The sequence below is a fragment of the Caballeronia grimmiae genome, from assembly GCF_000698555.1.
Classification (GTDB): domain Bacteria; phylum Pseudomonadota; class Gammaproteobacteria; order Burkholderiales; family Burkholderiaceae; genus Caballeronia; species Caballeronia grimmiae.
Window position 1 is genome coordinate 13,651 of the sequence record NZ_JFHE01000039.1, and the last position, 17,477, is coordinate 31,127.

18 protein-coding genes and 1 pseudogene are annotated in these 17,477 nt (G+C 64.1%); 2 read left to right on the plus strand and 17 right to left on the minus strand.

The annotated features are described in order from the left end of the window. Window positions 1-3: 3 nt before the first annotated feature. The 13 genes from tadA to guaB form a co-directional block, all read right to left on the minus strand. Complete coding sequence (gene tadA / locus BG57_RS25590; protein WP_052005992.1) at window positions 4-582, minus strand: tRNA adenosine(34) deaminase TadA; 579 nt, start codon at window positions 580-582, stop codon at window positions 4-6. After that, window positions 579-977: a DnaJ family domain-containing protein gene (locus tag BG57_RS25595; protein ID WP_035969446.1), complete on the minus strand. Its 399-nt coding sequence runs from the start codon at window positions 975-977 to the stop codon at window positions 579-581. Before BG57_RS25595 ends, tadA begins: the two co-directional genes overlap by 4 nt. Window positions 978-1,198: 221 nt before the next feature. Beyond that, entirely contained in the window at window positions 1,199-1,936 is a 738-nt protein-coding gene (locus BG57_RS25600; RefSeq protein ID WP_035969448.1) for an ABC transporter ATP-binding protein, read from the minus strand. Next, complete coding sequence (locus BG57_RS25605) at window positions 1,933-2,790, minus strand: ABC transporter ATP-binding protein (protein WP_035969450.1); 858 nt, start codon at window positions 2,788-2,790, stop codon at window positions 1,933-1,935. Before BG57_RS25605 ends, BG57_RS25600 begins: the two co-directional genes overlap by 4 nt. Before the next feature lies 1 nt (window position 2,791). Next, complete coding sequence (nikC, locus tag BG57_RS25610; RefSeq protein ID WP_229753810.1) at window positions 2,792-3,730, minus strand: nickel transporter permease; 939 nt, start codon at window positions 3,728-3,730, stop codon at window positions 2,792-2,794. Between the two features lie 18 nt (window positions 3,731-3,748). Continuing rightward, a complete protein-coding gene (locus BG57_RS25615; protein ID WP_035969452.1) occupies window positions 3,749-4,825 on the minus strand; it encodes an ABC transporter permease in 1,077 nt (358 codons plus the stop codon). After that, window positions 4,822-6,393, minus strand: a complete 1,572-nt coding sequence (locus BG57_RS25620) for an ABC transporter substrate-binding protein (protein ID WP_229753834.1) — start codon at window positions 6,391-6,393, stop codon at window positions 4,822-4,824. The genes BG57_RS25615 and BG57_RS25620 overlap by 4 nt, the downstream gene beginning before the upstream one ends. Before the next feature lie 47 nt (window positions 6,394-6,440). Then, window positions 6,441-7,004, minus strand: a complete 564-nt coding sequence (gene ddpX / locus BG57_RS25625; RefSeq protein WP_035969521.1) for a D-alanyl-D-alanine dipeptidase — start codon at window positions 7,002-7,004, stop codon at window positions 6,441-6,443. Window positions 7,005-7,122: 118 nt separating this feature from the next. After that, window positions 7,123-7,674, minus strand: coding sequence for an RNA 2',3'-cyclic phosphodiesterase (thpR, locus tag BG57_RS25630; protein WP_035969458.1), 552 nt, complete (start codon window positions 7,672-7,674; stop codon window positions 7,123-7,125). A 274-nt stretch (window positions 7,675-7,948) separates the two neighbouring features. Further along, window positions 7,949-9,316 carry an AbiJ-related protein gene (locus BG57_RS25635; RefSeq protein WP_035969460.1) on the minus strand — a complete coding sequence of 456 codons (1,368 nt, stop codon included), beginning with the start codon at window positions 9,314-9,316 and terminating at the stop codon, window positions 7,949-7,951. 90 nt (window positions 9,317-9,406) lie between these two features. Then, on the minus strand, window positions 9,407-10,990 hold the full coding sequence (guaA, locus tag BG57_RS25640) for a glutamine-hydrolyzing GMP synthase (RefSeq protein ID WP_035969461.1): 1,584 nt from the start codon (window positions 10,988-10,990) through the stop codon (window positions 9,407-9,409). A gap of 179 nt (window positions 10,991-11,169) precedes the next feature. Continuing rightward, window positions 11,170-12,000: a hypothetical protein gene (locus tag BG57_RS25645; protein ID WP_035969463.1), complete on the minus strand. Its 831-nt coding sequence runs from the start codon at window positions 11,998-12,000 to the stop codon at window positions 11,170-11,172. Between the two features lie 51 nt (window positions 12,001-12,051). Then, a complete protein-coding gene (gene guaB / locus BG57_RS25650) occupies window positions 12,052-13,512 on the minus strand; it encodes an IMP dehydrogenase (protein WP_035969465.1) in 1,461 nt (486 codons plus the stop codon). A gap of 197 nt (window positions 13,513-13,709) precedes the next feature. On the opposite strand from guaB, the gene BG57_RS25655 reads away from it, so the two are divergent. Beyond that, window positions 13,710-14,684 (plus strand): DMT family transporter, encoded by a 975-nt coding sequence (locus BG57_RS25655; protein WP_035969467.1) that lies wholly within the window; start codon window positions 13,710-13,712, stop codon window positions 14,682-14,684. A gap of 12 nt (window positions 14,685-14,696) precedes the next feature. Here BG57_RS25655 and BG57_RS25660 read toward each other — a convergent pair whose 3' ends face one another. Together BG57_RS25660 and BG57_RS25665 are read right to left on the minus strand one after the other, a co-directional pair. Continuing rightward, complete coding sequence (locus BG57_RS25660) at window positions 14,697-15,026, minus strand: RnfH family protein (protein WP_035969469.1); 330 nt, start codon at window positions 15,024-15,026, stop codon at window positions 14,697-14,699. After that, a complete protein-coding gene (locus BG57_RS25665) occupies window positions 15,023-15,460 on the minus strand; it encodes a type II toxin-antitoxin system RatA family toxin (protein ID WP_035969473.1) in 438 nt (145 codons plus the stop codon). Before BG57_RS25665 ends, BG57_RS25660 begins: the two co-directional genes overlap by 4 nt. 119 nt (window positions 15,461-15,579) lie before the next feature. On the opposite strand from BG57_RS25665, the gene smpB reads away from it, so the two are divergent. After that, window positions 15,580-16,029: an SsrA-binding protein SmpB gene (gene smpB / locus BG57_RS25670; RefSeq protein WP_035969475.1), complete on the plus strand. Its 450-nt coding sequence runs from the start codon at window positions 15,580-15,582 to the stop codon at window positions 16,027-16,029. A gap of 46 nt (window positions 16,030-16,075) precedes the next feature. Here the strand turns inward: smpB and BG57_RS25675 are convergent. Together BG57_RS25675 and BG57_RS25680 are read right to left on the minus strand one after the other, a co-directional pair. Beyond that, a pseudogene (locus BG57_RS25675) lies at window positions 16,076-17,002 on the minus strand (SPFH domain-containing protein). A 37-nt stretch (window positions 17,003-17,039) separates the two neighbouring features. Next, entirely contained in the window at window positions 17,040-17,468 is a 429-nt protein-coding gene (locus BG57_RS25680; RefSeq protein ID WP_035969477.1) for an NfeD family protein, read from the minus strand. Between the last annotated feature and the right edge of the window lie 9 nt (window positions 17,469-17,477).

A 17,477-nucleotide genomic window follows, 5' to 3' on the forward strand; every position in this document is an offset into this window, starting at 1 on the left:
TTTTTATGGTGTGTTGGTGAGTGATGCCTGGGCCTCGTGCGCCTGACGCGCGGCACGCTCCTCGCGTGCGAGGCGGCGGCGTTCGGCGAAGAAATTCTTGAGCGCATGACCGCATTCGTCGGCGAGCACGCCGCCAGTCACGCTCGTGTGATGATTGAGCTGCTCGTTCGCGAACATGTCGACGACACTGCCGCACGCGCCCGTTTTCGGGTCCGCCGCGCCGAACACCACCCGCGCGATGCGTGCATGCATGATCGCGCCGGCGCACATCAGGCAAGGCTCGAGCGTCACGTACAATTCGCAGCCGGGCAAGCGGTAATTCTGAAGCGTCCGGGCCGCTTCGCGCAGCGCGGCCATTTCGGCGTGCGCGGAGGGATCGTGACCGCCGATCGGATGATTGAATCCGGTCGCAATGACGTCTTCGCCCAGCACGATGACCGCGCCGACCGGCACTTCGCCCGCGCGGCGCGCTTCGTCGGCGGCGCGTTGCGCCAGCGCCATGAACCGGCGGTCGCGCTCGCTCGCGGGATCGGCGGCCGTATCGGCCCTATCGGCCGTATCGGGCGTGGGAATGACCGTCAAGATTCCTTCGACTCCGTCTCGCCCTGTGCCGCGGCGCGCTCGGAAAGCCGCTCGGCGATGCGCCGGCGATATTCATGCGGCACGCAGCCGCCGCCGCGCAGCGATTCGATCGCCATGTCGAGCGCGAGCATCTTCACCTGAATTCGGCAGCGGGCGGCGGGATCGGTCACCTTGTCCAGTTCATCCTGGAGACCGCGCAGCGCGCGGAGTTGTTCGACGGCGGGCGGGACAAAACCCGCGTTCTTAACAATTCGATTGGCGACGCGCACTTCCTCGGGCACGAGGAGATCGTCGTCGAGCTGTTGCGGAGCGCCTGCGCCGGGCAAGTCATTGAACTCGCCGCGAGCCGCAGCTTCGTTGATCCGCTGTTCGACTAAAGCATCTAGCAATTTCATCGGGGATTTCGACCGGCTTTCATCCGATACGGGTGCGGTCTGTCGCGATTTGCGTGGTTAGCCTGAAGTCGGACGGCAGCCGGAATGACGCGTTCGCGCGTTGTTCGGCACATCTCGACAATCCATTTCGTATTCTAACAGTGGCCGCCTGTTGCCATCGGCGTCGCGCACGGGCGTTCGACGCGTCTACATTTTGCGCAAAACGGCGGTTGCAAGTTGCTTCAGCCGCGCCTATAGCCTTCGGTTGCCTCCAGCAGCCGGCGCGTGTACTCGTGCTTCACGTCACGCGCCCTCACCGCTTCGATGCCGGCCTGCTCGACGACTTCCCCATTGCGCATCACCGCGACCCGCTGGCATAGGAAACCGACGACCGCGAGGTTATGGCTCACCACGATCATCGTGAGCTTGCGATCGTCGCGAAGGCGCCGCAGCAGGTTGAGGATTTCAGCCTGCACGGACACATCGAGCGCAGAGGTCGGCTCGTCCAGCAACAAGACGCGCGGCTCGACGATCAGCGCGCGCGCAATCGACACGCGCTGCCGCTGCCCGCCCGACAGTTGATGCGGATACCGGAAGCGATACGCCGGCCCCAGTCCGACTTCGGCGAGCGCATCGATAATGCGCGCGTCCTGCTCGCCGATGCCGTTGATCGCGAGCGGCTCGCGCAGCGTCCTGTCGACCGTGAAGCGCGGATGCAGCGAACCATACGGGTCCTGAAACACCATCTGCACGTCGCGCACCGGACGGCGCCGCGCGTCTTCACCGTCGATGCGCATGGCGCCCCCCGCCAGCGGCACGAGACCGGCGAGCGCGCGCAGCAGCGTCGACTTTCCGCTGCCCGATTCACCGACGAGCGCGAATACTTCGCCATCCTGAACTTGCAGCGATACGTCGCGCACCGCATCGACGTGACCGGTCCGGGTCTTGAAACGGATCTGCGCGCGGTCGATGTCGATCATCGCGTGGTGTCCGTGAGCCACGCCGGATCACGCCGCAAGGTCGGCAATTCGGCGGGCGGATTCGTGAGCGGCGGATTGGCCGCGAGCAGCCCGCGCGTGTACGGATGACGCGCATTCGCAAGATCCCGCGCGGCGCACGTTTCGACGACGCGGCCGCCGTACATCACCGCGACGCGATCGCAGAAGGACATCACGAGCGGCAGATCATGGCTGATGAACACGAGCCCCGTGTGATGGCGCTCGATCATCTCGTCGAGCACGGCGAGCACTTGCATCGACACGAGCACATCGAGTGCGCTCGTCGGCTCGTCGGCGATCAGGAGGCGCGGCCCGGCGCTGACCATCATCGCGATCATCACGCGCTGCCCCATGCCGCCGGAAAGCTCGTGCGGATACGCGTCGGCCACGCGCTCCAGATCGCGGATATGCACGGCCGCAAGCAAGTCGACGATGCGAGCGCGCATCGCCCGCCTGCCGAGCCGCTCGCCCTGCCGCGCGATGGTCTCGCGCATCTGCTGCGCGACGGTCATCACCGGATTGAGCGAGTACTTCGGGTCTTGCAGGATCATGCTCATCTGCGTGCCGCACAGGCGTCTGCGCTGCCTGGGCGTCATCGCGAGCAGATCGTGGCCGTCGAAGCGCAACGCCTTCGCTGACCATCGCGCTTCGGGCGGCAGGAGGCCGAGCAGCGCGCGCCCGGTGAGCGACTTTCCCGAACCCGATTCTCCGACGATGCCGAGCCGCTCGCCGCGACGCAGCGTCAGCGAGACACCGCGCACGGCCGGCGTGAGCGCGCCGTCGTGACCCGCGAAGGCCACTTCAAGTCCGTCGATTTCAACGAGCGGCGTGTCCATGTCAGTTTCCATGACGCGGATCGAACACATCGCGCAGACCGTCGCCGAGCAGATTGAACGCGAGGCTGACCGCGAGAATCGCGAGACCGGGGATCGTCGCGACCCACCAGGCATCGAGCAGCACGTTGCGGCCCGAGGCCACCATATAACCCCACTCGGGGCTCGGCGGCTGCGCGCCCAGTCCGAGAAAGCCGAGTCCCGCGACGGCGAGGATGATGCCCGCCATGTCGAGCGTCGCGCGCACGATCACCGACGACGAACACAGCGGCACGATATACCGCAGCAGAATCCGCGTATGCGATGCACCCGCGAGCCGCGCGGCGTGGATGAAGTCCGCGCCCGCCAGCCGCAGCGATTCGGCGCGGGCGAGCCGCGCGTAAGGCGGCCAAGCGGTGATCGAGATCGCGATGACCGCGTTCAGCACGCCCGGCCCCAGCGCCGCCGCGAACGCAAGCGCGAGCACGATCTTCGGGAACGCGAGCGCGACATCGGTCAGGCGCATGAGCACGGTATCGACGAAACCGCCGCAGTAGCCCGCGACGGTCCCGATCAGCAGGCCCACGGGCACCACCAGCACGACGACCAGCATCGCGATGCACAGCGTGAGCCGCGCGCCGTGCACGAGCCTCGACAGGATGTCGCGGCCAAGCTGATCCGTGCCGAGCCAGTGCGCGGCGTTCGGCGGCGTAAGACGTTCGGCCAGCACCTGACGTAACGGGTCTTGCGTGACCAGCAGCGGCCCGAACGCCGCCGCCGCGACGAGCAGCAGCAGAATCAGAAGCCCGAGCATGCTGAGCGGATTCGACGCAAACCGCCGCCACCGCCGATACGCGCGGCCAAGCGCCGCCTGCCGCGGCGACGCGGGGGTATCGGTCAGAAGCCATGCGCGCCATCGCATCGGCGAAGGCTTCATCGGCGTGCGGCCGGCTGGCGTGTGCATGCGACAACGTCCTCCATGTCAGCGGGCGCGGGAATCGCGGGGATCGAATACGCGGTAGAGCGCATCGGTCAAAAGGTTCAGCGCGATGAACGTCGCGCCGATCACAAGCGTGCTGCCCAGCACGGCGTTCATGTCGCCGTTGAGCAGCGCGCCCGTCAGATACGAGCCGATGCCCGGCCACGAGAACACGATCTCCGTCAGCACCGATCCCTCCAGCAGATAGCTATAAGCGAGCGCGATCACGGTCAGCAACGGAACCGCGATGTTGCCGAACGCATGACGCCAGATCACGCGGCGCTCCGGCAGGCCTTTCGCGCGCGCGGTCGTCACGTATTCCTGGCTCAGTTGTTCGAGCATGAACGAGCGCGTCATGCGCGACAGATAAGCGATCGAATAGAACGCGAGCACGCCCGCCGGCAGCGCAATATGCGAGAACGCGTTGGCGAACACGTCCCACTCGCGGGCAATCAGCGCATCGACCAGGAGACTGCCGGTGTGGGTATCGACCATGCCGTCGTAGAGCGGATCGATACGGCCCGGCCCCGACACCCAATGCAGCCGCGCGTAGAACAGCAAGAGCCCCATCAGCGCGAGCCAGAACACCGGCACGGAACTGCCCGCGAGGCCGATCACCCGCGCCACGTGATCGACGATACGGTTATGCCGCACCGCCGCGATCACGCCGAGCGGCACGCCGGCCATCACGCCGATGAACGTCGACAGCGTCGCGAGCTCGAGCGTCGCGGGAAACACGCGGCGGATATCGTCGATGACGGGATTCGCCGTCAAAAGCGATACGCCGAGATTGCCATGCAGCACGTCGCGGACGTAGATCAGAAATTGCTCGATGAGCGGCTTGTCGAGGCCGAGTTGCACGCGCGCCGCCGCATACGCCGCCGCGGACGCGCGATCGCCGAGGATCGCGAGCACCGGATCGATCGGAATCTTGCGGCCGATAAAAAACGTGATGGCGAGCAAGCCCGTGAACGTGACGGCGAGCATCGCGATCCAGCGTGCGAGGACAAGCGCCAGGCGCACGCCGCCGCGCTGCGCACTCGCAGCTCTCAGGCGATCGGCGAACCCGGTCACGCTCACTGCTTCTTCAGATTGCGATACGACACGAGGTCGTTGATCGGGCCGACCTCGAGCCCGGTCACGCCCGGCCGCGCCGCCACCTGCGACACTTTCTGGAACATGATGACGAACGGTGACTTCGCGAGCATCTCGCGCTGCATCTTTTCATACAGCTGGGCGCGCTTGGCCGTCGAGCTTTCCGCGAGCGCCGCGTTGGTTCCCTTGGTGAGATCCGGAATATTCCAAGCGTTTCGCCATGCGAGCATCTTGTAGCTCGACGCATCCGAGTTGTCCGGATTCCACGCGAAGCCCTGCGCATTGCTGTGTGGATCGATGTAATCCGCCGACCATTCGCCGATGTAAATGTCGTGCGCCCGCGCGCGATAGCGGCCGAGCGTCTGCTTGTTGTCGCTCGGCACGAGCTGAACCTTGATGTTGCCGAGCGCGAGATTCGCCTGCACCGCCTGCGCGATTTCGCTATACGGATAGTCGTTGCGCACGTCCATCTTCACGGTGAAGCCATCGGCAAGACCGGCTTTCGCGAGCAGCGCCTTCGCCTTCGCCACGTCCTGGTGATACGGATTTTCGTTGAGCGCGCCGAGAAAGCCTTCTGGCAGGAACGTCTCGTGGACCTTGTAGGTCGTGCGGATCACGTTCTTCTGAATGCCCTGATAGTCGATCAGGCACTTCATCGCTTCCCAGACTTCGGGCTTCGCGAGGTTCGGGTTCTTGTTGTTCAGACCGAGATACATCAGCGTCGCTTGCGGCACGGCCGTCGCCTTGATGACGCCGTTTTTCGAGAGCGTGTCGAGATCGTCGGGGCTGAGGTCGCGGGCCACGTCGATATCGCCGTTCTGGATCATCAGCCGCTGGCTCGCGGCTTCGGTCACGTGGCGCAGCACGATGCGTTTCATCGCGAGCGGCAGCCGATAGCCTTCGAAGCGTTGCAGCACGATGCTGTCGTTCGCGGTCCACTTGACGAGCTTGTACGCGCCCGATCCGGCCTCGTTGGTCTTGAGCCATTCGTTGCCGTAGTCGTTGCCCTTCTGATGCGACTCCACCAGCTTTCGATCCACCACCGACGCCGGCCACGCGCCGAGCACGTTGAGCACGAAGGTCGGGGCGTAGCGCTGGTCGGTGGTGATCGAGACGGTCGTGTCGTCGATTTTCTTCACGTTCTGCAGCGCGTTGGCCTTCGTGATGCCGATGCCCGCGAGCACCGCCGCCGCGCCCTTGTCGAGCAGCGCGGTACGCTGGATGGACCACGCGACGTCGTCGGCGGTGAGCGCATTGCGCGAGTGGAACTTGAGGCCCGAGCGCAGCTTGAAGGTGAACGTGAGGCCATCGGGGCTGACGGTCCACGACTGCGCGACATCGCCGTTGAATTTCGACGGGTCCTTCAGATCGACGCGCACCAGCCGGTCATACGTGTTCGCGACGTATTCCTCGGGCACGAGTTCGTAGACTTCGCCGGGATCGAGCGTGGTGAATTCGTCGAGCAGCGTCGCCATCACGAACATGTCTTTCGGCGTGGCGGCCTGAGTCGGAAGCGTGTGCGTGGCCGTCAGCGCCGCCGCGAGCGTAGCCATCGCCAGAATTTTTCGCGCGCCGTTTTTCATTTCGTCTCCTGTCGGGATTACATCAGCCGCAAGGGGCCGCTTGCTTCGTTGTCGATGAGCGGAAGTTCGCGCGAGCCCGGCAATTCGTAGTGCCACCACTCGCTGGCGATGTGCGTGAAGCCCGCGCCGTGCATCACGCCGAGCAACAACGTGCGATTGCGTTGCACGTAGATGGGCAAGCCGGCGTGGAAGTGGCCGGACTCGGGCACCATCGCATCGAAGCCGGTGCCCATGTCGAGATCGTTGCCGTGTTCGTCGACGAGCGTCAGATCGACTGCCGTGCCGCGGCTATGGTTCGAGCCGCGGCCGAGTTCGGCGATGAAGTTGGGATCGGGCAGAAAGTCCCACAGCACTTTTTGCGCTTGCGGCGGGCGATAGGCGTCGAAGATTTTCAGCGTCATGCCGAAGCTCCGCGCGATGCCGACCGCGCGGCGCAGCGTGGCTTCGGCGGGTTCGAGCAGCAGGCAGTGCTGCGCTTTGTAGATAGGCTTGCCGGTGAAATTGCGATCGGTCGCGTAGACGAGATCGATGTGAACGTGATGCGTTTCCGGAGTGACGTGCAGCAGACGGGCTCGAGTCATGTAATCGGAATCCTGGCGTTTTTTGTACGTCTTTGTCGCAGCGATCGATGCGGACAACGCTAACCATAACCCGGACGAAAAATCCGCGAAACAGTTTCCGGCGATTGTTTCGCGTCGGCTAGGACGTGAGCGGCCAGCGCGCGAGGACGATGTGCTGCGACCGCCCGAGCAGGCTGCGTACGAGCGCGAACTCGCGCACGGTCCATTTGATAGGCTCGATGCTTCGCCGCGCGATGCGATGCTCGTCGTAGAGCAAGGTCACGTGCGGGATGAATCGCGGATGCGATTTGACGAAGATGCCGGCGGTTTGCAGCGCTTTATCGAGCGTATCGACGAAGGCGGAGCAGGCTTCTGTAGGGTCGCCGGCGATGACGAGCGGACGTTTCGGGCGGCGTGAAGCGAAGGTCTCGAGGCGGTCGAGCTGGAGGTCGAAGGCGGGGGTCTCGATGGATGACGCCGCGGCTCGCGCCTGTCCGATGACGTCGGCAGGAAGGCCCGCGAACGCGCCGAGGTAATGCAGCGTGATGTGCAGGCGATGAGCGGGGATCGGCGGCGTCCGCAGCTTGTGTTCGATACGGATGCGCGCCGCCTCGTCGTGGATGCGCGAGGCGGCGGCTTCGTCGGGGTAGATGGCGAGGAAGAGCGAGTCGGTGAGATGGGAGAGGCTCATGTCACGGACTCGCGTTCATCTTTGGGCTACGCCCTTACTCCCACTCGATCGTCAATGCCGCTCGCAAGTTCACACGGTTGAAGGGATTGCAGTGATCGACATGGGTCTTTACCGTCGCTCTTACCGTCAGGAAAACATGCTCTTTTCTGGCGCGGGATTCGGAACAATTTGCGGAGCGCCGACCCATCCTCAATCATACCGAATAAGCAGCATGACTTCAGGCTCTTCTGCATTGTTCTCCAAGAAATGCCGGTGTTAGCACGAGGTTGCGCTGTCAGCTCGTCGGAACACCGTAGCGCTTGAATAGCGCGTCGAAGAAGGCCTTCACATCCGCCTTGGCTGTAGGTTCCTGCAGCTCCGCTGCCCCAAAGCGAAAGACTTCATATCCCGCGAGCTTGAGTTCGCGGTCGCCTTTGACCATCTGCGCATAGCGTTGCACGTCGGCGCACCCGGCGCCGTCCGCATAGTGGTGCTTGCCGTCCACTTCGATGACGACCCGCACGCCCTGTGGGAGCAGCAACAGGAAGTCCATGCGAAAGCGCAGCAGCGCATCCGGCCCGCGCTCCTTGACCGTGCGTGGGTCCCAGTGAAGCCATACTTCCGGCAACAGTGCGGGCAGGTTCGGCACGGCACCGCGGAACCCCTCGAAGAAGGCATCGAATAGCAAGGACTGCGGCGGGGAGTTGCGGGGCAAGCTGGCCCTGAGACGCGCGTACAGCGAGCGCTTGGCTTGCGTGGCATCAGCAATCCGCTCTGTATCACCCCACCACTGCTGCAGATCGTTCCAGCGCAGTCCGTCGTTGCCGATGGGACGGTCATAGACAAGCACCTTATCGGCATTGGTGACAATCTCGACGTCGTTGTCCAGCGCGTCGCGGAAACGTAGGTCAGGCTTGTCGGGTGAGGCGAAGATGAGATTCTTCGGTCGGCCTTTGACGGCCGCGTGCAACGAGACCATCGAGAAGACCGGGTAACCCCCCTCCGAATCCGTCTCGCGCAGCTCGACACCGCAATTGCGCAGCGACTCGTTGACGCAAGCAACGAAGTGGCGTTGCGCTGCCTCGTCGGGTCGCACGTCGGCCGAAGCCAGCCCCTCTAGAAACAGCGCAAAGCGCCGATCGGACGCATCATAGGCGCCCAACTGGTCGAACAGCGTTTCAGCAGGCCAGTCCTCCGGATTCCGATGGACGTGCTGCTGAATGTCCGCGCGCAACCCGCTGGGCTTGCCGCCCAGCAAGCTAAGCCAGTCATCGGCATCCAAGATCCACAACCGCTCCAGAAGGTCATCGAACCTCCGAGCATCCCCATACAGCTCTTGGCTGTTGAGTCTTCGAGCAACCTCGCGCCGATATCGCTTCGGGATCGGCGGACACCCGCTGTCACCCCAGAGAATGTCCTGAAGCTGGTTGCGCGTCGTGGCATCGGGTGGATGGCGAACCAACAGCTTGCGTGCAACCGTAGGCAGATCAGCGTCGGCGGCCGCCTCGAAGCTGGAGGTCATGCGGTCACGCTTGGAACCGTCAGTGGCGGGCACGGGCAACCCCAATGCCTCGCAAAGCGTCGGCAGCGTGGTATGCGTGCCGACGTCCTTTAACGCCATGATGAGCGGAGTCAACAGCGAGCGAAGTTGCGCGTAGTCCATTGGGTACGATTCAAGCTCGCAGCGTCATTTTAAATCAATGCGTTACGTCAGTTTCTCGATAGCTGACGATAGTCCTCGAAGGACGCCAATTCACTCCCACTCGATCGTCGCCGGCGGCTTCCCCGAAATGTCATAAACGACGCGATTCACGCCCCGCACCTCATTGATGATCCGATTGCTCACATTCCCGAGCAATTCGTGCGGCAGATGCGCCCAATGCGCCGTCATGAAGTCCAGCGTCTGCACCGCGCGCAGCGCGACGACGTACTCATAAGTCCGCCCGTCGCCCATCACGCCGACGCTCTTCACCGGCAGGAACACCGCGAAGGCCTGGCTCGTCAGGTCGTACCACGACTTGCCCGTCTCCGGATCGATGGTAGTGCGCAGCGTCTCGATGAAAATCGCATCCGCACGACGGAGCAGGTCCGCGAACTCGCGCTTCACTTCGCCGAGAATGCGCACGCCGAGACCCGGGCCGGGGAACGGATGGCGATACACCATCGCCGGCGGCAGTCCGAGCTTCACGCCCAGTTCGCGCACTTCGTCCTTGAAAAGCTCACGCAGCGGCTCGAGCAGCTTCAGATTGAGCGTCTCGGGCAAGCCACCGACGTTGTGGTGACTCTTGATCGTATGCGCGCCCTTCTTGCCCTTGCCCGCCGATTCGATGACGTCCGGATAGATCGTGCCCTGCGCGAGCCACTTCGCATCGGTCAGCTTCTCGGACTCCGCATGGAACACTTCGACGAACTCCGCGCCGATGATCTTGCGCTTCGCTTCCGGATCGGTGACGCCGGCGAGCTTCTGCAGGAACGCTTCGCTGGCATCGACGTGAATGACCTTCACGCCCAGGTGATCCGCAAACGTCGACATCACCTGCTCGGCTTCGTTCTGACGCAGCAGGCCGTGATCCACGAACACGCACGTCAGCTGATCGCCGATCGCGCGATGCAGCAGCGCCGCCGCCACCGACGAATCCACGCCGCCCGACAAACCGAGAATCACGTGCTCATTGCCGACTTGCGCGCGAATCTTCTCGACGGCTTCGTCGATGTAATGGCCCATCTCCCAATCGGCCCGCGCACCGCACAGTTCGAGCACGAAGCGGTCGAGCATCGCGCGGCCCTGCACGGTATGCGTGACTTCCGGATGCCACTGCACGCCGTAGAAGCGGCGATCGTCGTCGGCCATCGCGGCAATCGGGCATGCGGGCGTCGACGCCATCAGCTTGAAGCCGGCCGGGAGGTCCGCGACCTTGTCGCCGTGGCTCATCCAGACCTTGAGCATCGCCTCGCCTTCAGCGCTCTTGAAGTCTTCGATGCCTTCCAGAAAGCCCGTGTGGTTCAGCGCCTGCACTTCCGCATAGCCGAATTCGCGCACCTTGCCGAGTTCGACCTTGCCGCCGAGCTGGTCGGCCATCGTCTGCATGCCGTAGCAGATGCCGAGCACCGGCACGCCGAGGTCGAAGACGATCTGCGGCGCACGCGGCGACTTCGCCTCGGTGACCGAGTTCGGCCCGCCCGACAGGATGATGCCCTTCGGCGCGAACTCGCGGATGAAGGTTTCGTCGACGTCGTACGGATGAATCTCCGAATAGACATGCGACTCGCGGATGCGCCGGGCGATCAGCTGGGTGACTTGAGAGCCGAAATCGAGAATCAGGATTTTGTCGTGCATGGCTGCGGGCAAAGGCTAAGTGAACGAATGAGGTGTGTGCCGACGAGCCGTGCGTTCGCGCGGCTCGTCGCCAATAAATCGACGGCCGGCGCGAAGGCCGACCGTACTTGTGTTTCCTGCTTGCGCGCGTCGATTCGACAGCCTGGCCGTCCGCGCCGTGAGTCTGTGCGTGCGCGCGTTCAGCGCGGTGCTCCGCTCGCCGGATCGGGAACGACGCGCCCCGTCAGCGGATCGACGCGCCGGCCCGTGGCCGGATCGATTTCCCCGCTGATGACCGGATCAATGCGCTTTCCCGTGACCGGATCGATCTCGCGGCCCGTCTGCGGATCGAGCGTGCGGCCCGTCACCGGATCGACCATGCCGGCCTCGGTTCGCATGCGCGTGGCCGAAGCTGGCGCGGCGGCATCCACGGGACGGCCCGCCGGATCGACCGTGCGGCCGGTGACCGGATCGATTGCGGTGACGTCGGGAGCGCGTGCCATCGGGCGAGCCGCGGTATCCGGCGGCGTCGGGACGGTGACGACAGGCGGACGCGTTGCATCACGCGTTTGCGCGGCCTTCTTCTCCGCGCGTTCCGCCGATGCCGCGCCGACCGCCGCCGCACGTTCGCGCCGCCGCACCGCCGACGCCAGCCGCACACTGCCGAGCCCCAACACGACGAGCACGATGCCGATGAGCGCCGCGCTCACCTGGCCGAAGCCGTCGACCTGGGGCGTACGCAGTCCGAGGAGCCAGACCAGCGCGATGACGCCCGAGAGCCACTCCACATGGCCCGACGCCTTCGCGGCCGCCGCGGTCAACGCGCCGTCGATCGCCGCGTGCAGCGACAGCCACGCGAACCCGATCAGCGCGACGCCCAGCAACTGCCCGGCGAACGCGGGTTCGACGCGCATCGCGCCGAGTTGCAGCGCATCGAAAAGACCGGCCCAGGGCGTCAGCAGGAACAGCACGCCGAACACCACGAAAATCAGGGCATTGACGACCAGCACGGCGCGCAGCAACGGTTTCATGATGGGTCCACCAGGGTTATCGACGCACTCACCGACGAATGAGCCTGCGCATTAATCGACGTGATAATTCGGCGCTTCCTTCGTGATCTGCACGTCATGCACGTGCGATTCACGCATGCCGGCCGCCGTGATCTGCACGAACTCTGCCTTCTCGTGCAATTCCGCGATGGTGCGGCAGCCGCAATAACCCATGCTCGCGCGCACGCCGCCGACGACCTGGAACAGGATGGCGTTCACCGAGCCCTTGTAGGCCACGCGGCCTTCGATGCCTTCCGGCACGAGCTTGTCGATGTTTGCCGAGTTGTCCTGGAAGTAGCGGTCCGCCGCGCCGTCCTTCATCGCGCCGACCGAGCCCATGCCGCGATACGCCTTGTACTGGCGGCCCTGGAACAGGAACACGTCGCCCGGCGATTCTTCGGTGCCTGCGAGCATGCTGCCCATCATCACGACGTTCGCGCCTGCCGCGAGCGCCTTCGAGACGTCGCCCGAGAAGCGCACGCCGCCATCCGCGATGACCGGCACGCCGCTGCCGCGCAGGGCTTCCGACACGTTCGCGATGGCCGTGATTTGCGGCACGCCCACGCCCGCGACGATTCGCGTCGTGCAGATGGAGCCCGGCCCGATGCCGACCTTCACCGCATCCGCGCCGTATTCGACGAGCGCCTTGGCCGCCGCCGCCGTCGCGATGTTGCCGCCGATGACCTGCACGCGCGGATAGTTCTGCTTCACCCAGCGCACGCGCTCGAGCACGCCCTGGCTGTGACCGTGCGCGGTATCGACCACGATGACATCGACGCCCGCCTGCGCGAGCAGATCGACGCGCTCTTCGTTGTCCGGACCCACGCCCACGGCCGCGCCGACGCGCAGCTTGCCGTCTTCGTCCTTGCACGCGTCCGGGTTTTCGGTCTGCTTGGTGATGTCCTTGACCGTCATCAGGCCGCGCAGCTCGAATGCGTCGTTGACCACGAGCACGCGCTCGAGGCGATGGCTGTGCATCAGCGCCTTGGCTTCGGCGAGCGACGTGCCTTCCTTGACCGTCACGAGACGCTCGCGCGGCGTCATGATGTTGCGCACCGGCTCGTCCAGCCGCTCTTCGAAACGCAGGTCGCGGTTCGTGACGATGCCGATGAGTTGCGCGCCCTCCACCACCGGGAAGCCGGAGATGCCATGCTGCTGCGTCAGCGCGATCACGTCGCGCACGCGCATTTGCGGCGGCACGGTAATCGGATCGCGGACGACGCCGGATTCGAAACGCTTGACCTTCGCGACTTCGCGCGCCTGTTCTTTCGCGGTCAGATTCTTGTGGACGATGCCGATGCCGCCCATCTGCGCCATTGCGATGGCGAGCCGGCCTTCGGTGACCGTGTCCATGGCTGCGGACACGAGGGGCATATTCAGGGAAATGTTGCGAGTCAGCTGGGATTTCAGGCTGGTGTCGCGCGGGAGAACGCTGGAGAACGCGGGCACGAGGAGCACGTCATCGAACGTGAGTGCTTTCTGGATCAGACGCATGGCAAATCCTATGGGCGCAAAAGCAGATTATACCGATAGTTCCCCGGGTTTTCACTGTCTGGACAGCAGCTTACGTGATTCCCCTGCAAAGATCGGGCCTCGATGCGGGGCGTCGCGGTGCAGCTTTCGACAAGACGCCGCGCCGGGGGTGCGTGCTAACCTGCGCCGTCGATCGGATCAAGGCAGGGAGTCGGGCAATGCAGCGCGGTGTGATGTACGGAATGCTGGCAGGGGCCATCTGGGGTTTCATTTTTCTCGCGCCGCGCCTGTTGCCGGACTTTTCACCGCTGACGCTGAGCGTCGGGCGCTACCTGATGTACGGCGCGGTGTCGCTCGCCGTTGCGCTGCCGTTCGCGCGGCGGCTGCTCGCCAAGCTGACGCGGGCCGATCTCATCGCCCTCGTCAAGCTCGCGCTCGTCGGCAACCTGCTCTACTACATGCTGCTCGCGACCGCGGTGCAACTCGTGGGCGTGGCGCCGTCGTCGCTGATCGTCGGGATTTTGCCGGTGACGGTCACGCTCGCCGGACGGCGCGATCACGGCGCGATCGAACTGAAGCGCCTCGTCGCACCGCTTGCGCTGGTGGTTACGGGCATCGCGTGCATCAACCTCGACGTCTTCAGCGACGTGCTTCTCCATCACACCGACGCGCCAGCCACGAGCGTGCTGACGCGCCTCGCCGGGCTTGCGTGCGCAGTCGGCGCGCTGGCTTCGTGGACGTGGTATGCGGTCGTCAACGCGCGCTATCTGCAGGCAAATCATCACTTCGACGGCAACGAATGGTCCGTGCTGTGGGGCATCGTGACGGGGCTGCTCGGGGCGATGCTCGGCGCGGTCATGTGGATGCTGCCCGCGGGCACGGTTCAGGCAAGCGTGCCGGATACGCGCTGGCATGTGTTCTGGATCGTATGCTTCGCGCTCGCGACGGGGGGTTCGTGGCTCGGCAACATGCTGTGGAACGCGGCAGCGAAACGCCTGCCGCTGACGCTGTCCGGCCAGATGATCGTGTTCGAAACGCTGTTCGCGCTGCTCTACGCTTTTATCTACGACGGCCGGTGGCCGCGTGTGCCGGAGTTGCTGGCTATCGTGCTGCTGGTCGCGGGCGTGAGCTGGTCGGTGCGGCAACATAGCGTCGAGCCGGCTGCCGCGCCCAAGGAAGCGCCGGCGCATTGAAGCGGCGGTCGATCAGCGCGAATCCTTCGACTGCCATTTGCGGCCTTCGATCGATCCCGACTTGCGCGCCTTGTCGACGCGGCGCTGGCGCGCGGTTTTCGGATCGACCTTGAGCGGCCGATAAATCTCCACGCGATCCAGATCCGCGAGCGTGGCGTCCAGCGGCTTCAGCTTGCCGAACACGCCGACCTTCTGCGTCCCCAGATCGATTTCCGGGTGTTGCTTCAGCACGCCGCTCGCCTCGATCGCCTCGCGCAGCGTCGCGCCGTCGCCGATATCGACGTGCGCATAGAAGCTGTCGCCGCCGGGCAAGCCGTAGCAAACATCGATACGCAGGTTCATTTCTTGCCGTAGCGCTGGTCCGCGCGTTTGACGAAGGAGTCCACGAAGGTGTTCGCGATATGGCTGAACACCGGCCCGATGAGCTTCTCGAGAATCAGGTTCGAGAACTCGTAGTGCAGCGCGAATTCGATCTTGCATGCGTCCGCGCGCAACGGCGTGAAGCGCCAGTAGCCCGTGAACTTCTTGAAAGGGCCGCTCAGGAACTCCATATCAATGTGCGTCGGGCGTTTCTGCACATTGCGCGTTGCGAAGTGCTGCTTGATGCCCTTGAAGCTGATGTCGATCTTTGCCTCCATGCCGTTCTCGTCCTGGCGTCCAATCTCGACGCCGCCGCACCACGGCAGGAAGTTCGGGTAGTCGGCGACATCGGTGACGAGGTCGAACATTTCTTCCGCCGAATGACGGATCAACACGGTTTTCTGGACGTCGGCCATAAGGGCGCAGCGGGTGGCTTGTTGGGGTGGCGGCGAATGCGGCCCGCGAAGACGGCTTCGTCTGTCAGGCGGCGCGCTGCTAAAATCGTGATTTTAAACGAGTTGGGCACTTTCCATTCATGAGCATCATTGACAACAGAAAAGCGTTCTTCGATTACTTCATCGAAGAACGCTACGAGGCCGGTCTCGTGCTCGAAGGCTGGGAAGTCAAGGCGCTGCGCGCGGGCCGCGGGCAGATCAAGGAAGGCTATGTCGTCATCAAGAACGGCGAACTGTTCCTGATCGGCACGCACATCAGCCCGCTGCCCGAAGCTTCGAAGTTTGCGAATCTCGATCCGGTGCGCACCCGCAAGCTGCTGCTGCATCGCGAGCAGATCGACAAGCTCATCGGCAAGGTCGAGCAGCGCGGTCACACGCTCGTGCCGCTCAACTTCCATTACAAGGAAGGCCGCGTCAAATGCGAGATCGGCCTGGCCAAGGGCAAGAAGCTGCACGACAAGCGTGAAACCGAAAAGAAGCGCGACTGGGAACGCGAACGCGCCCGTCTGATGCGAACGGCAGCGCGGTAATACAGATCGGGGCGCTGTCGAGCGCCCCGATTGCTTTTAGGCTCCTTCAGTTATTTCGAATAAGGCCGCCGCCCTCGCCCTTCACGATCGCCAGCGCCGACGCAATCATCGAACTCATGTCCGACATGTTGCCGGGCACGATCAACGTGTTGCCCGTCTTCGCGATGTTCGCGAACGCCCCGACATATTGCTCCGCCACCTTGAGGTTCACGGCCTCCATGCCGCCCGCCGTCTGAATCGCCGCGCCGATCTTCTCGATGGCCTGCGCGTTCGCTTCGGCGACCGCAAGAATGGCCGACGCTTCTCCCTGCGCCTGATTGATCGCCGCCTGACGCTCGCCCTCGGACTTCTGAATCGCGGCTTCGCGCGCACCCGACGCGAGATTGATCTGCTCCTGCTTGCGTCCTTCCGATGCCGCGATCAGCGCGCGCTTCTCGCGCTCGGCGGTAATCTGCGCCTGCATCGCGTGGAGAATCTCCTTCGGCGGCGTCAGGTCCTAGATCTCGTAGCGCAGCACTTTCACGCCCCAGTTCGACGCGGCTTCATCGAGCGCATTCACGATGCTGTGATTGATGTACTCGCGTTCCTCGAAGGTCTTGTCCAGTTCGAGCTTGCCGATGACCGAGCGCAGCGTCGTTTGCGAAAGCTGCGTGATGGCGATCACGAAGTTGGACGATCCATACGACGCCTTCATCGGATCGGTGACCTGAAAGTACAGCACGCCATCCACCTGAAGCTGCGTGTTGTCGCGCGTGATGCAGACCTGACTCGGCACGTCGAGCGGAATCTCCTTGAGAATGTGCTTGTACGCGATGCGATCGACGAACGGCAGCACGATATTGAGACCCGGCGTGAGCGTCGCGTGATAGCGGCCCAGCCGCTCGAGCACCCAGGCGTGCTGCTGTGGAACGATCTTGACCGTGTTTACAACGATCACGATGGCGATCACCAGCAGGATGGCAGCGAAAATCATGGTGTGGCTCCTTCAATTCTTGTCGATAAAACGGTGTTCATCGCTTGGCCGCGACGACGAGCCGGCTGCCCTCCAGCGCCGTGATGCAGTACAAGCGAGCGCCTTCGGACTCGCCCGGCGCCAGTTCGACGTCCCACTCCGCCCCGCGATACATCGCCCGGGCGCGGCGGTCATGCCATTGCGCGACTTCCACTGTCGCGCCGATGTCGAGGTTGACGGCTGTATCGCGTGAAGCGTCGCGCCGCTTCCAGCTTCCGAAGCGCGAACGCCGCAGCAGGACGACCGCCACCAACGCCACGAGCGCCGCGACGCCCAGCTGCACGTGCAACTCAAGCCCCACGGCGAACGCGATGCCTCCCGCCAGCAGCCCCAGCGCGATCATCAGCAGATAGAACGTGCCGGTGAACAACTCCGTGACGATCAACACGCCCGCCGCGATCCACCAGATCAGTCCATTCAACGCCATGCCAGTCTC

Excerpts from the sequence above, each read along its gene's own strand:
- BG57_RS25595 (WP_035969446.1), bottom strand. The coding sequence starts at position 977 with ATGAAATTGCTAGATGCTTTAGTCGAACAGCGGATCAACGAAGCTGCG.
- BG57_RS25600 (WP_035969448.1), bottom strand. The coding sequence starts at position 1,936 with ATGATCGACATCGACCGCGCGCAGATCCGTTTCAAGACCCGGACCGGT.
- BG57_RS25605 (WP_035969450.1), bottom strand. The coding sequence starts at position 2,790 with ATGGACACGCCGCTCGTTGAAATCGACGGACTTGAAGTGGCCTTCGCG.
- nikC (WP_229753810.1), bottom strand. The coding sequence starts at position 3,730 with ATGCACACGCCAGCCGGCCGCACGCCGATGAAGCCTTCGCCGATGCGA.
- BG57_RS25620 (WP_229753834.1), bottom strand. The coding sequence starts at position 6,393 with ATGGCTACGCTCGCGGCGGCGCTGACGGCCACGCACACGCTTCCGACT.
- ddpX (WP_035969521.1), bottom strand. The coding sequence starts at position 7,004 with ATGACTCGAGCCCGTCTGCTGCACGTCACTCCGGAAACGCATCACGTT.
- thpR (WP_035969458.1), bottom strand. The coding sequence starts at position 7,674 with ATGAGCCTCTCCCATCTCACCGACTCGCTCTTCCTCGCCATCTACCCC.
- BG57_RS25635 (WP_035969460.1), bottom strand. The coding sequence starts at position 9,316 with ATGGACTACGCGCAACTTCGCTCGCTGTTGACTCCGCTCATCATGGCG.
- guaA (WP_035969461.1), bottom strand. The coding sequence starts at position 10,990 with ATGCACGACAAAATCCTGATTCTCGATTTCGGCTCTCAAGTCACCCAG.
- BG57_RS25645 (WP_035969463.1), bottom strand. The coding sequence starts at position 12,000 with ATGAAACCGTTGCTGCGCGCCGTGCTGGTCGTCAATGCCCTGATTTTC.
- guaB (WP_035969465.1), bottom strand. The coding sequence starts at position 13,512 with ATGCGTCTGATCCAGAAAGCACTCACGTTCGATGACGTGCTCCTCGTG.
- BG57_RS25655 (WP_035969467.1), top strand. The coding sequence starts at position 13,710 with ATGCAGCGCGGTGTGATGTACGGAATGCTGGCAGGGGCCATCTGGGGT.
- BG57_RS25660 (WP_035969469.1), bottom strand. The coding sequence starts at position 15,026 with ATGAACCTGCGTATCGATGTTTGCTACGGCTTGCCCGGCGGCGACAGC.
- BG57_RS25665 (WP_035969473.1), bottom strand. The coding sequence starts at position 15,460 with ATGGCCGACGTCCAGAAAACCGTGTTGATCCGTCATTCGGCGGAAGAA.
- smpB (WP_035969475.1), top strand. The coding sequence starts at position 15,580 with ATGAGCATCATTGACAACAGAAAAGCGTTCTTCGATTACTTCATCGAA.
- BG57_RS25680 (WP_035969477.1), bottom strand. The coding sequence starts at position 17,468 with ATGGCGTTGAATGGACTGATCTGGTGGATCGCGGCGGGCGTGTTGATC.